Consider the following 13,327-nt stretch of genomic DNA (forward strand, 5'->3'; position numbering starts at 1 on the left):
ACGTCCCGTGGACGGGCGAAACTTGCGTTTCGCTACGGCAGCCTCGGCCCAATTCCTCGCACCGCTCTTTGTTCGCGCGCCTTGGGAAATCTTGTCAAAACACGCAAGCGAGTTTTGACGATTTCCCTCTTTAGGCGGGGCGAATATATCTCTAAACGGCACGAGCCGAGGTACACAAAACCGGGATTCCAACCGCCAAAAGGCTGAAATCCCGGTTCGATCCTTCTACAAACTGGGGAAGAGAGGCCGTACTTGCATGGCAAAGCACAGCAGCACGCCCTTCTCTCCTCCCCCGCTTACTCTTCAATAATCACGCGGAAACCGACGTTCCGAACCGGTTGCCACGGCAGGAAGTGACGCCGCGTCGAAAGGCTGGCGTTCTTCGTCCGGTCGATCCACGAACCGCCGCGAACCACTTTCTCGGCATTCGACACGTTGGTCGCATCGGCCTTCGCTTTGTACGGATATGGCCGATAGTCCGACCGTGTCCACTCGGCGACGTTCCCCTGCATGTCGTACAGCCCCCACGCATTCGGTTTGTACGAGCCGCTCTTGCCGAGCAGCATATTGCCGTCGTCTACCGAAGCGTCCTTGGGCAGGAAGTCCCAGTATTTGAATACCGGACTGTTCGGATTCATCGGCTGCGGATCGACGCCGCTCACGGCCATCTTCTGCAACTGTTTATCGGCCAGGTTTTCATAGGCGGAGAAGTCGGTATCCGCTCCCCACCAGTTGTCGCCCTCGGCTCCGGCACGGGCAGCCCATTCCCACTGCGCCTCCGTAGGCAAGGTGATCTTCAGCCCGGTCGCTTCGCTGAGCTTGCGGCAATACTCCATGGCCTGTTCCCAGCTGATGCGGATCGCCGGACGCCAGTCTTCGTTCACCAGGTAGTTCGGCCCGGTGTGGTCTTTCCAGTGCTGACCGATCAGGCGGTTGTCGTGTTCCGGGAAGATGGCGCGGAATTGTTCGTTGCTGACTTCGATTTCGCCCATCCAGAACGGTTTGTCGATCTTCACTTTCGATTTCGGCGCAGCAATGCCGTCGTCTGCCCCCATCACGAAAGTCCCGGCCGGAATCCGAACGAAATTCATCGTAATCCCCGGCGCCACTTCGACGCTCTTCTTATTGTCGTCGCCGACCATCGCCCGAGCTTCGTCTGCCATAAACGGCCAACCTTTCACCTTGATATCTTTCACTTTAGCTTCAGCCTCCTGTGCCGGCATAACCGGTTCGGCTTTCGGCTGAGCTTCGAGCTGGGCGGCGTAGTCGCGAATCTCCTGCTGCCAATCCACGGCCGACCCATTTGCATACTTGTCGGCAAGCTCTTTCCGCCGCTGGATCTGGTCGTAACCGTGCTGGCCGACTTTCAAATCCCGCACGTCGAAGAATCCGCTGTGATACGGGGTGTTGAAGTCGATCCAGTTGTAGAGGGTCTTCCACTCCTTGTCGGTGAGTTTCACGCCGTGGTGGCCGTTTTCGAGCATCTGCACCATCTCGCTGTTGGAGGCGTTGAACTCGTACGGCACGAGGACGTACATATCCGCTTCCGGCCCCTGACGATAGAAGTAGGGATGGAAATCGAGATAGCTGTCGCTGAACTTATAGAGGTTGTTGAAGCGTCCGCCGGTAAAGTTCTTCCCTCCGGCCGCGTTTTCGTTATTGTGGCATGCCACGCAAGCGCGATCCAGAATGGGCTGGATTTCGAGTTCGAAGGTGAACGGCCGCACGCCGCCCTCCGGCACTTCGATCTTAGCGGGTTTCTTGGCCGAAGCGATGGTTCGTTTCGGAATGGGCATCAGGTTCTGATCTTCGTGACATCCGACGCACGATACCGTTTCGCCCGGCATCCCGACGAACCAGCTGCGCATCCACTGGATAGCGCGTCCGAGCGAGTCGAGGGGTTGCAGCGAAATCGGGGTATTGGCCGGAATGGTAAAGATGGCCGAGCCGTCCTCTTCGACAGGCACTTCGCCGAGCAGTCGTTTGATGTCCCACCCGGACTGAATCCCCTGTGCAGAGTGGTTCGAGGGGGAGTCCCGATAGGCGTATTCATAGGCCAGGATTCTCAGCTTCTTGACTGTCCCGCGCGGCACGCCGGGCAGCCCTTCGCCTTCATAAATGTCCTGAATGAAGACGGTAGCTTCCTTGCTGTCGAGGTTGACTTTATCGGGAATCACCGGCGGGGTCACTTTCTTCACCACCGGAATGGCGTTCACATACCCTTCCCCTTCACCCTCGACAAGCAGGGTGACGTTGTCGTAGATGTCAACGAGGTAGATCCCCCACAGCGATGTCGGCGAGAGTTTAGCGGTCACGAGGAAGTATTTGTCGCTCAGCGGCTGCGGTTTCATGAACTGCGGCCAGACGTCGTTCACCATCTCGTCCTTGATGATCGGTTCGATAGGCCGGCTGCTGAACGGAATCTCCTGCACCATCCCTTTCTCTTCTTTCCGCGACTTGGCGGGGTCGAAGATGATCAACCGCCCGGAGCGCGCAATCCCGTGGTGTCCGGAGATAATGCCGATAAAGGCGCTGGAGCTCCCCGGCAGCGGCTGCATGTCGAACGTGGAGTTCGGGAAGTACGAGCCGCTTCCGTACAGGTTCTTGTTCTCGGTTCCGTCCGGGTTCATGTGCATGACGAAGCGCGAGAAGTAGTGGATCAGGTCGGTGTATTCCCACCGGGTGTACATCACCCGGCCGTTGTTCATCACCGTCGGGTTCCAGTTGTTGTCCTGGTCGAAGGTCAGGCGCCGCAGTTTGCCGCTCTTCGGATCGTAGAGGGCGAAGTTCCCCACGGCATCGGCCCCGTCCACACACGGCACCCCATGGTATCCCAGCGTGGTGTTGATAATCATCCGCCCGTCCGGCAAGTATGCCCCGTCGGCAAATTCGACGTCGGGTTCGGGAATGGCCGCGGTGACGTTCTTCAGGCCCGTCCCGTCGGTGTTCACTTCGAAGACGTGCCACCGCCGGGCCGAGTCCACCGAGGTGAAGAGCATCCGGTCGGCGTCCCAGTGCATATGCACGTCCGTAACCGGCGCGTCGCTCTTGGGTTTGTAAATGACCCGCTCTTTGAGTTTCCCGCCGCGCAAATTCGAGAGTTCGACGATGGAGGCGTCGAAACCGCCCCGAGCGCCGGAGTACTGGTTCGACCAGTTGTTGGGCTGTGTCCCGAGCGAGGGTGCCATCACGTAGCGCGCATCAGCCCCCAACTCGTACTTGGTCACGATGATTTTGTCGATATCGAGGAGCGGATTGGCCAGCAGGATCGCACGTTTCAATTCCAAAGCTTCCGCCGCGCGCGCCATGGTGGCCTCATCGACCCGGTAAATACCGTCGAATCCTCCGGCAGCAATGGTCTGGAGACGGGCATAATCATCCGCATATTTCTTCGCGTCGAATCCCGGCATGGTCTTCATATCGGCCAAGGCTTTGCCAATGGCCGGAATGTCGAGCCATGCGAGTTGGTTCTGCAAGTTCAGCACAACCTCTGCCTGCTTGGCGAGATCCATATAGCCGAGGATGCGTTTCGCCATATCCGGCTCGGCTTCCAACGCGGCAATGCGGTCGTTGAAGTAAGCCGGTTTGTCCAGCAAGCTCACGGTCTTCATCACGGCAGCCTGTTCCAGCGCCGTCCCGGGCGAGGTGAGCCAGTCTTCGATCGGGGCACCGATAAAGGCGCCGAGTTTGGTCTCCACCTCCGGACACGCAGCGACCAGCGCCTTGGCCTCTTTCCGTCCGTTATCGACCATCACTTTGAAAATGGCGCTCCCGCCGGCCGATCCGTCGTCGATCCCGAATTCAGCGTCGAACCGGGTGTATTCGCCGTTCAACGGGAAGGTCATCAAGCTGTTGGCATGGGCGATCATCCCATGGTCGTAGACCTTTCCGGCAATCTTCAACTTGCTGCCGTTGAAGTTTTTATCGACGGTCGTCCAGTTACCTGCGATCCGTTTCACGGAGGGTTTCATGTCGGTCAGCCGCACCACGGTGCCGTCTTTCCGGGTAAACCGACCGTCGGCCCAAACGGCATGGTCGTAGTCGTTCCCGTCCGGGGTCGCCCAGGTGACCAGCGAGATCTCTTTCAATCCCGTCAGGTCTACGGAGACTTTCCCCGGAGCCGTCCCGCGCCGGTATTCGGTCGATACGAACGGCAATCCTGCCGGCGATTCGGCAGCAATCTTAGCTTTAGCGGCCAAAGCCTGGTGCAGCCAGTTGTCGGTCTGTCCCTGCTTTTTGCCGATCGTTTTTTTGGCCGACGCGGGCAGTGCAGGCCGCGAAGCCAAAACGGTCGCCGCGCCCACTGTCACAGGAACTGCGACAGCCAAAGCGAACCACAAACCGGCCGTAAAAATTCTTCGTTTAATCATCTTTATGGTTTGGTGTTAGTATTCCTTTTTTATGGCAGTAAAGGCCGGAGCCGCCACGCGGCCCGACCGTTCTCTGCATGAACCGATCATTCTCTTCGCTCCCCCTGTCCCACTACTCTTTGAATGGGAAAAAGGCCGAAACCAGCCGTACTCCGTCTTTCCGTCCGTCATAGCTCCACACGAGCGGCGTCCCTTTCCCCAGATCGACTTCGATCAACTGCGGCGTATCGCGTTTATCTGCCGGTGCATGTCCTTGCCAATTGGCAACCATGACTTTACCTCCCGGCATCAGTTGTGCCTGTCCGACAAAGTTGAAGATCACTCCCGCCGGGGCATCGATCCTCCGGACGAGTCCGCCGATCGAGCGATCGACTTCGAGCGCGCAATGGGCATCGCCCAATCCCACCAGGAGATTCCCGTTGGGCAACTCCTGTACGGAGAAAGGATTTCCACCCAGGTTAAGTTCCGCCACTAAAGTCGTGTCGTCCTTGATTTCCAAGAGTTTCCCGTTGGTGATAATCGGCACGAGGTAGTTCCCGTTCCGCGCCTTGACCATGCGCCGGAACTGGGAGTGTGCGTCGCCGATCCCCAAATCATACCGCACTTCGCGCCGCACGTTGAGCCCCGTAGAGTCCAGTTCGACAAACCGGGCCGGGGTGCCGCAGATTCCGAGCAGGTATCCCCCGTCCGGCAGTCTGGTCGCGGTCTGCAACTCTTCGCCCGGCGCCACATCGGTATAGTCCCAGACGATCGTCCCCCCTCCATTAACGGAATCCCGCTTCACGACGCGCGCGCCGTTCTTATAAGAGAGCAGCACGTCGCCCGTCCCGGGAACAATCTCGACGCTATTGCACTCCGCCCCTTTCGGCAAGCCGTATTTCCACTCGATGGTATTCCCGGCGCTGCGATTGACGACGGCGATGGTGTCCCAGTACGACCCCGCGATCAAGATCTTGTCCTGCACCGGTTTCGGCCCGCAGGCGCTCAACCCGGCCACCGCACAAAGCGCCGCCCCCAAAGCCATCCCCTTCGAATGAACGGATATTTTATGAATAAAACGTTTCATACGAAAAGTCTATTACTTAGAGAGGTCGTTATACATTTCGAAACCTTGTTCCGGGGTCAAGCCGTCATGCACCACAGCGCTCACGGCCTGAATCATGGCTGCCGGATTGGCCGACTGGAAGACGTTCCGACCCATATCGACCCCCATAGCTCCGTCGTTGATCGCTTTGTAGCAGAGTTCCAACGCCTCTTTTTCTTCGAGTTTCTTGCCGCCGGCAATCACGATCGGCACCTGGCAAGCATTGACCACCTTGGCAAACCCGTCGCAGTAGTAGGTCTTCACGATATTGGCTCCGTTCTCCGCACACACGCGCGATGCCAAACCGAAGTATTTGGAATCCCGTACCATATCTTTCCCGACAGCGGTCACCCCCATGGTCGGAATGCCGTACTTGTACCCTGCATCCGCCGTCCGGACGAGGTTTTCGATGGTCTTGGCCTCAAACTTGTCGTTCCCCATAGCGACCATCACCGCCATCGCCGAAGCGTTGACCCGCACGGCGTCTACCGGATCCAAAACGCACTCGTTGTTCAAGTCGGTCAGGATCGACGACCCGGCCGAGTAACGCAAACAAATCCCTTTGTTGAATGTCGGCGGCACCACTGCTCTGAGCGACCCGCGGGTACACATCAGCGAGTCGGCATACTGAATCAGCGGCACGATATTGAGGTCGAGCCGTTCCAGCCCCGAGGTCGGCCCCATGATATATCCGTGGTCGAACGCGAGCATCACGGTCCGTCCCGTACTCGGCCGGAATATTCTGGAGAGGCGGTCTTTCATCCCCCAGTCGAGGTTGTCGGCCCCTTTCACGAAGTAGTTCTGTTCCTGTACCGGAATCCCAATGCCGTAGTCTTTATCCTTGTTCTCAAGGATACCATCCATATCTGCCATTATCTTCTCTGTTTTTTCTGTTTTCGGTTTATAAAATGATTTTCGAGGAGCGGAGGAATCCTATGCCCCCACCGCCGCGGCAAAGGCACCGAACATGCAGGCCCACGAGGAAGCCCCGCTATCCGCATGCCCCACCGACTTCTCGCCGTAGTTCCTCGCCCGCCCGAAGTTGGCTTTCATCTGCACAGTGGCCTCGGCGCCTTTCTGAGCGGCTTCGGCACCGGCGTTCAAAATCACCGCCACGTCATCGCTCGGACAAGCCTCGATGGCCTGCACCGCCGGATACAAGGCGTCCATCATGGTCTTGTCCCCCGGCATGGCTTTGGTGTTCTTCTGCACACCTTCCAACCCGCCCCGGAACATGGCCTTGACCTGCGCAGCATCCAACGCCGACAAACCTGCCGGCACCCCGTCGCTCATCCCGAGCAGCAAGCCGCCCAACAAAGTAGAAGTAGACCCGCTGGTTTCGAGCATCACGCCGAAGCCCATATCCGCCAAGAGCACTTTGAAATCCTTCCCCGCCGCATCATCGGCGCCGGCCACCCGGGCGATCGCGTTCAAAGCCGTGACAATCGCTTCGCCATGATCCCCGTCGCCGATCACGGCATCGAGTTCGCTGAATTCGCCCGCCCGTGCCGTCACATCGGTCAACGCGCGCCGGATCATCTTCTGAAAATCGGGTATCGTTAGTTTCTGACTCATAGTCTCTGATTTACAATATGTATGGATTACTTCCCGAACCGTTTCCAGTACGGCGCATCCGCCTTATAGTTCTTGAGCAGGTCGAGGTGATCGGCATCCAGTTTGCCGAGAATCATCTGGAACCCGGCCTGTTCCTGCACGGTGAGCAACTCGCCGGCAAATCCGTCGGCCACGGTAATCCCCGCCGCTGCCAGTTTCTTTGCCGCAGCCCGGTAGACGATGAATTGCTCCATCAACGTCGTGGAACCCACGCCGTTGATATACAACAACACGTTATCTCCCTCCTTCAAATCGAGCTTTTTCATCAGCTGGCCGACCATAAATTCCGCCGTAGCATCCGCCGACACCAGAGGTTCATTCCCCCCCTGTCCAGCCTCGCCGTGCTGTCCCATCCCGATCTGCATCATCCCTTCCGGAAGCTCGGTAATGGTCGCCCCGTTCTGCGGATGGGTGCAGGCGCGCATCGCCACCGCCAGCGTGGCGATCTGCTTGTTGAACCGTTCGCCGATCTCAATCAATTCGTCCAAGGATTTCCCCTGTTCTGCCGCAGCGCCGAGGATCTTATACATAGGTATCGCCCCCGCCAAGCCGCGCCGATCTTCATCGGCCGCATCCAAACCGGCCGAGATATCGTCGTGGGTCATGATGGATTTGACTTTGATGCCCATCCGTTCGGCGAGCTGTTTGGCCATATTGCCGCTCATCACGTCCCCGGAGTGGTTGAGGATCAGGAGCAGAATCCCGGCATCGCGCTTGAACATCTGCAAAGCCTGGAACAACCGCTGTGCCCCCGGTGCGGCGAAGATATCGCCCACCACTGAAGCATCGAGCATCCCTTCGCCCACGAATCCGCTCACGGCCGGTTCGTGTCCCGACCCGCCGAAAGCGACGATGGCCACTTTATCTTCCGCTTTCGGATGGGTGCGCACCACGATATTTTCGGCGCCGAGTTTCACGGTGTCGGCAAAGGCCATGGTGTAGCCCTCCAACAATTCGGCGGTAATATTTTCGGTAGAGTTTATGAATTTATTCATCGTATGGAATATTCTGTCTGTTAAAACCTCATTCATTTAAGCCTGCCACATGAGTTCGATGGCGATCCCCTCCTCTTCGACAAAGGCGATCCAGTTGCCTCCCCCGCAATCGGTCGGCGGCAGCAAGACCTTTTTGCCGGCCATCTCCGCTTCGGGATCGGTCACCCGGTAAGCCAGATGAGTGGTCGTCCGGATCAACTCCGGCATCCACGAGTCGGCGTCGAACCGCAGCCACTCGATGCGATTGGGGCTCTGCGCGAAGTCGGTCAGCCAGACTTTCATCCCTTCGTTGTATACTTCGCCGGATTTCGGCGTAGAGGTCGGCATTCCGACGTGATCGTATGTTCTCATAACGGTTTTCGATTCAATGGGTTGAGTTCGGGTCTGTTTTTATGCGAATAGCGGCAGCGACCACCTCGCCGGCTCCGCTCCGCCTCAAAAAAGAGTCGTCCGGAATCGGCTGGTTTCCCGATCCGGACGAACACTCGTATCGTATTACAATGCCGCTTTCGGCTGGGTAAAGCGCAGCCCTGCGTTATCGTGGTAGTTGGCGAATTCCCACACGATAGCCCCCTCCGGACCCGCCATCATGAAGTGCCAGGTTTCCGGCGCCTTGAGGGTAAGCACCTCGCCGAGGTTCTGTTTCACGTAGTTCTTCGAAACGGTGGTCGCTTTCTGCGAAGCCGGCACGAGCTCCTCAGCCCCTTCCGTCGCCTCGCCTACTTCCGAGAAGTTGTAAACCCATCCCTTGTCCACCATCCACGACTCTTTCTTCGCCGGGAACGCGGTTTTCACGTGTTTGTGTTCCGGAATCATCTGGCCCGGCAAGAGGTAGATGCTGTGCGCAAAGTAACCCTCGGTCGAGTCGTTGATCCAGAAGATGCCGCCCATCCCGCAGTTTTCGAAGTCGCCCAGACCGAAGTCGGTGAACCAGATGTCTTTCTCCATCAACGGCGTGAACGGCACATCGTAATGCGCGAACATGTCGAGGAAAGCCTCCTTAGCGACATCCTGTTTGAAATTCCCTTGCGCGTCGTAGAAATCGGCGTTGGTGTACTTTTTCTGGTACGGTGCTTTGTTGCTCATCGTGTTGGTGTTTTCAGCCGCAGCTCCCTTTTGCGCGTCGGCCGGGCACGAAGAGCCGCACGAGGCGAAAATCAACGAAGCGCCGAAGAGCGCCGCCAGAGAAACTGCAAAGCATTTTACTTTTTTCATGGTATGATTGATACGTGTTATGTTTTCCTTACCCATTTTCCGTCACTCCGCGACCGCCATCCCTTCGATCTCGATCAGCAATTCATCCCGACAGACATCCGTAAGTACGTACAAAGCATGCACTTCCGGATAAGTCTGTTCGATAATCGTCCGGGCGGCTTCCAGGAAATTCTCGGTCTTCAAATATACGCGAAAAATTTGGATTTCGGGCGCGGTATCGACCTTTATTCCGTGTTTGCGCAAATTTTCCCTAGAGATCAGATAGCGGATATTTTCGAGCGTGGTGACGGTCTGCTGTTCGATCCCCACGCCGGTGAGCGAGGCTTCGCCCCGGATGGCCGCGGTGCCGGAGATGTAGACATGCACACCCGCTTCCGAGCTCACCACCGCTTTGGCACGTTCGAATTTCGGGGTGGTTTTGTGCCGGAATATCTTGTCGGCCACCCCGATCAGCACGTTCTGCGAGTAGTCGTGCGCGGCTACCTGCAACGCATTGTCCAAAGCCACCGCGGCGCATTTTTTCCCGGTCGAAGCCACGGCGTCTACTTCGACCATAATCCCGCCGTGCGCCGTCCCGATCCCCGTAGCGGCCGGATATCCCCCTTTCCACGCCGTCCGGGCGTAGAAGTGCGACCGGGCGTCGTTGAAGTCCTGATAGTGCTGATTGGCTCCCGGCGTATCCGGCACGTGGGTGATCCGTTCGATGTAGTTCCACTGCCGGACGATGGTGTTGATGTCCATCCCTTCGGCCCCCAACACCCGTCCGAGTTTCGAGAGCACTTCGTTGGACTGCTCCAAGATCGGCGCGTCGATCGATGCGGGCAGAATCCCTTCGGTAAAGAGCCGTTTCCCTTCGTCGTCCTCGACTACGAAATAGCGCACCCCCTCTCCCGAACAATGCTCCCGCACCCGTGCCGAGTTCTCCCGCGATACGCACTGCGATTCCATCACGAGCCCCGAATCCAGCGACCGCTGGGCCACATAACTGACCAGCGGCACCCGCCACCCGAATCGTTCGCACCGTTCGCGAATCAAGGCGAGCAGCCACTCCCGATGCTCGACATACTGCCGGTTGTCGTCCGGGTTGCCGAAGAAGATGAGCCGCAAGGGCACGATGCTCCGCTCGTCGCACGTGACGGTCAATTTGTCGAGCATCTCGCCGACCATCTCGCCGAAGTCGCGGAACCAGACTTTATCTATATTATAAACGATACCGAATCCCTGATTCATATATCCCCCGTCACAAAGAGTTCACGTATTCGACCAGCGCGTCGATCTCCTTAGCGCTGGGCCGCTTGCCTTCCAGCCCGTGCCGGTGGACTTCGAACACTTCGCGCATCGTCGCGGCCCGGCCGTCGAACAGGTAAGGCGCCGTCCGCCACACCTCCCGCAAAGTCGGCGTGTCCCATCCTTTTTCGAATTCGATGTCGTCACCGATCCGGTGCATCTGCATATCGGTGAAGTACTCCCCGCTGTGACACTCTCCGCAACGGTATTTGTCGAAGACTTTCTTGCCCTCTCTGGCCTTGGCCGAGAGCTGGCCGTCCACCAGATACGGGCTGGGCACGGCCTGCAAACTTTTCAGATAAGTGTCGACCTGCAACGCCTTATCTTCCGGTATCTCGTAGAACTGGATATGGGTAAACCCTTTCCGGTCGGCGATCGCCGCATCGGAGCGAATTCCGGAGATCATGCTCGGCGGGGTGAAGTGCGAATAGAGCAAGCTTTTGCAGTTTTTCGGATTCCCGATTCCGTCGTTCATCAGGTCCCAGTTCATCCCGTCGCTTCGCGCCTCTCCCGGATGGCATCCGTTGCAGGACTGCCAGTTCTGGAAACAGAAGGTGGCGTCGTTGAAGATCCGTTCGCCGGCCTGCGCATCGCTCTCCTGCCGATTCTTCACCAAGGGCACGACCGCGATGTTCCGGGCGTCCGCCAAATCGACCACGTTCAAGGTGTCGGAGAAGTAGGCCGGTATGTACAGCTGCTTCCCATCCCCCGAAACGGCCATCTTCCGCGGCCCGTTGCCGGTCAGCGCCACCCGATCCCGAATCCCGTACAGGAAGCGCAGGTCGTAAGAGAGCTGTTCCGCCGTCCCGCGATATCCTTTGAGCCGCGAAACCATCGCCGGATAGTCGATCACGCTCAGGTCGTGCGTTCCGGAGTGGGTCACATAAATCTTGTCTCCCACGCTACAGATATCCCAAACCCCCGCTGCGCCGCGTTCCGGTTCGTCGAGCACGATCCCGCCGACGAATTCCAGTGTCTCGGCATCCACCACACTCAGCGCGCTGGTGTTCATCCATCCCTGTTGCAACTGCGAGGTGGGCACGGCAAACCGTCCCATGTTGTGCGACACGAGCACATACTTCCCGTCCGGACTCAGCGCGATCCCACGCAAGGCATTGCTCCCGTTGGCAAGCTTGATATCCTTGATTTTCTTAAAGTTGCGCAAGTCGATGACCGATACGTCCGCCGCCACGTAGTCCACATCGGCCCGTTGAGCGGGCAGGAAATTCGCGACAAACAGGTACTTCCCGTCCCGCGAAACCACGGCGCCTTTCGGTTCCCGCAGCACAGACACGCTCGCCATCAACTTCCCGGTCACCGGATCGATTTTATCCACGGTATTCGCAAACTGGTTGAGGACATAGAGCCACCCTTCCCGGGAATAGACGGGCGAGGTAGCTCCCGACCCCACCGCCACGCTCCACTCGACCGCTTCCGCCCCCTCTTTCGTCGGGTCGATGCTCTCTAACGTCCCTCGTTTATCGAAGGTGGTCACAAAAATTCGCTCTTTGCCCGCAGCTCCCTTCCCCACCGCCAGTCCGGTGGGCGTCTGTTCGAATGTCCACTGCCGAACCGGGCTTTCCCACTGCCCCGCCCGATAGATGCGCACGGACTTATCTCCCTTATTAGACGTAACGACGCGTCCGTCGGACAAGATCGCGATATCGGTGATAAACAGCGGTTTTCGGGAAGAGTCTTCTTGAACAGAGGCCGGAACGGCTGCCGAGACGGCTCGATTTTGAGCGAGGAAGCAGGGGCCTCCGACGGCCAACGCCAAACTCCCCGCCAGACAACAGACGATTGTCGCGGATTTCATGATCGATTTCAAGTTGGTGGTTTGGGTTTCGAGCCGAACGCCCGAGAGGCCGCTCGACTCGAATGTGGTGCAATATTACGAAAATTTTTGCTTTTTCCCAAACGCCCGGCCGCCGCAACGGCCATATTGCAGCAGGTCGTCCAACCTGCCGGAATCGACACAAACAGACAGAAAGGCACAGATTCTATACTCAACATAAGCTACCGATTCACATCAGGTACAGCAGCAATATCCTGAACATTCGTCGCATAACGTTCGATCCCTTCCAACCACTCCGCGTGGTCATGAGGAGTGGTCGATGAAGTCAGTTGGAACGCTGAAAAATTCTCGCCGCGAAGCCCCTGCAGAGCCCCATGGATACGATCGACCAAATCGAACAACGCCACCATATCGGACTGGCGGAGACCGGCTTCCTGGGGAGCGACAGCACGTGTCACCACATGCAGACGCATCCCCACATCGCCCCGGCGGACAGCCTGATTCTGTTGCCGCCATTCGATGGTTTCGAATTCAACGAACACTGCCGGTACCTCCCATGTCGGCTCACCATCGAGTCGAACAAGGTGATTGTTCCACCAATCGATCCACCGGATTTCGGGGACGCGTTCGTTGAGGCGTGCGCAAATAGCTTGAAACAGTCGTTTTCTCATTTTTCTTTCTCCTTGTTAATTTGATTGAATAGTTAAACGAACACCCGCAAGAAGGGTTTCGGGCCAGCAAAAGTGCCACGATTCGACCGGGATGAAAAAAAGATAGACAAGGCTTTACACTCTTTTTGTGCCGGTGCGTAAGAAAATGAACATTTGCACCATCGAATCTCGCCTGCTCGATCTGCAGACAGGAAAGTCGGTAGCGGCCGATACCGATCATACCACTCCGCAACATGCTCGCGACATTCGATCGGTCGTCTCCGTTTCAGCGACAAACATGTGCAAACGAACTAACA

At 57.6% G+C, this 13,327-nt stretch carries 10 protein-coding genes; all 10 read right to left on the bottom strand.

Annotated features, from left to right (window positions below; translation table 11 throughout):
- Positions 1–296 precede the first annotated feature (296 nt).
- The 10 genes from ACTO3O_RS04000 to ACTO3O_RS04045 all read right to left on the bottom strand — a co-directional run bounded on the left by ACTO3O_RS04000 (position 297) and on the right by ACTO3O_RS04045 (position 13,031).
- Positions 297–4,370 carry an SUMF1/EgtB/PvdO family nonheme iron enzyme gene (locus ACTO3O_RS04000; RefSeq protein WP_297829808.1) on the bottom strand — a complete coding sequence of 1,358 codons (4,074 nt, stop codon included), beginning with the start codon at positions 4,368–4,370 and terminating at the stop codon, positions 297–299.
- A gap of 112 nt (positions 4,371–4,482) precedes the next feature.
- A complete protein-coding gene (locus ACTO3O_RS04005; RefSeq protein ID WP_297829809.1) occupies positions 4,483–5,436 on the bottom strand; it encodes a beta-propeller domain-containing protein in 954 nt (317 codons plus the stop codon).
- A gap of 12 nt (positions 5,437–5,448) precedes the next feature.
- Positions 5,449–6,327, bottom strand: a complete 879-nt coding sequence (gene lsrF / locus ACTO3O_RS04010) for a 3-hydroxy-5-phosphonooxypentane-2,4-dione thiolase (protein WP_297829811.1) — start codon at positions 6,325–6,327, stop codon at positions 5,449–5,451.
- Between the two features lie 60 nt (positions 6,328–6,387).
- On the bottom strand, positions 6,388–7,029 hold the full coding sequence (locus tag ACTO3O_RS04015; protein ID WP_297829813.1) for a DAK2 domain-containing protein: 642 nt from the start codon (positions 7,027–7,029) through the stop codon (positions 6,388–6,390).
- Positions 7,030–7,055: 26 nt separating this feature from the next.
- A complete protein-coding gene (locus tag ACTO3O_RS04020) occupies positions 7,056–8,063 on the bottom strand; it encodes a dihydroxyacetone kinase subunit DhaK (RefSeq protein ID WP_297829816.1) in 1,008 nt (335 codons plus the stop codon).
- A gap of 36 nt (positions 8,064–8,099) precedes the next feature.
- Complete coding sequence (locus ACTO3O_RS04025; protein ID WP_297829818.1) at positions 8,100–8,414, bottom strand: VOC family protein; 315 nt, start codon at positions 8,412–8,414, stop codon at positions 8,100–8,102.
- A 144-nt stretch (positions 8,415–8,558) separates the two neighbouring features.
- Positions 8,559–9,278, bottom strand: coding sequence for a cupin domain-containing protein (locus ACTO3O_RS04030; protein ID WP_297829820.1), 720 nt, complete (start codon positions 9,276–9,278; stop codon positions 8,559–8,561).
- Positions 9,279–9,320: 42 nt separating this feature from the next.
- Entirely contained in the window at positions 9,321–10,508 is a 1,188-nt protein-coding gene (locus tag ACTO3O_RS04035; protein WP_297829822.1) for a RidA family protein, read from the bottom strand.
- A gap of 10 nt (positions 10,509–10,518) precedes the next feature.
- The gene (locus ACTO3O_RS04040; protein ID WP_297829824.1) at positions 10,519–12,381 is read right to left on the bottom strand and encodes a YVTN family beta-propeller repeat-containing protein; all 1,863 of its coding nucleotides are present in this window, start codon (positions 12,379–12,381) and stop codon (positions 10,519–10,521) included.
- Between the two features lie 200 nt (positions 12,382–12,581).
- Positions 12,582–13,031, bottom strand: a complete 450-nt coding sequence (locus tag ACTO3O_RS04045; RefSeq protein ID WP_294591554.1) for a hypothetical protein — start codon at positions 13,029–13,031, stop codon at positions 12,582–12,584.
- Between the last annotated feature and the right edge of the window lie 296 nt (positions 13,032–13,327).

This window comes from Rikenella sp. (assembly GCF_056799795.1).

Excerpts from the sequence above, each read along its gene's own strand:
- ACTO3O_RS04000 (WP_297829808.1), bottom strand. The coding sequence starts at position 4,370 with ATGATTAAACGAAGAATTTTTACGGCCGGTTTGTGGTTCGCTTTGGCT.
- ACTO3O_RS04005 (WP_297829809.1), bottom strand. The coding sequence starts at position 5,436 with ATGAAACGTTTTATTCATAAAATATCCGTTCATTCGAAGGGGATGGCT.
- lsrF (WP_297829811.1), bottom strand. The coding sequence starts at position 6,327 with ATGGCAGATATGGATGGTATCCTTGAGAACAAGGATAAAGACTACGGC.
- ACTO3O_RS04015 (WP_297829813.1), bottom strand. The coding sequence starts at position 7,029 with ATGAGTCAGAAACTAACGATACCCGATTTTCAGAAGATGATCCGGCGC.
- ACTO3O_RS04020 (WP_297829816.1), bottom strand. The coding sequence starts at position 8,063 with ATGAATAAATTCATAAACTCTACCGAAAATATTACCGCCGAATTGTTG.
- ACTO3O_RS04025 (WP_297829818.1), bottom strand. The coding sequence starts at position 8,414 with ATGAGAACATACGATCACGTCGGAATGCCGACCTCTACGCCGAAATCC.
- ACTO3O_RS04030 (WP_297829820.1), bottom strand. The coding sequence starts at position 9,278 with ATGAAAAAAGTAAAATGCTTTGCAGTTTCTCTGGCGGCGCTCTTCGGC.
- ACTO3O_RS04035 (WP_297829822.1), bottom strand. The coding sequence starts at position 10,508 with ATGAATCAGGGATTCGGTATCGTTTATAATATAGATAAAGTCTGGTTC.
- ACTO3O_RS04040 (WP_297829824.1), bottom strand. The coding sequence starts at position 12,381 with ATGAAATCCGCGACAATCGTCTGTTGTCTGGCGGGGAGTTTGGCGTTG.
- ACTO3O_RS04045 (WP_294591554.1), bottom strand. The coding sequence starts at position 13,031 with ATGAGAAAACGACTGTTTCAAGCTATTTGCGCACGCCTCAACGAACGC.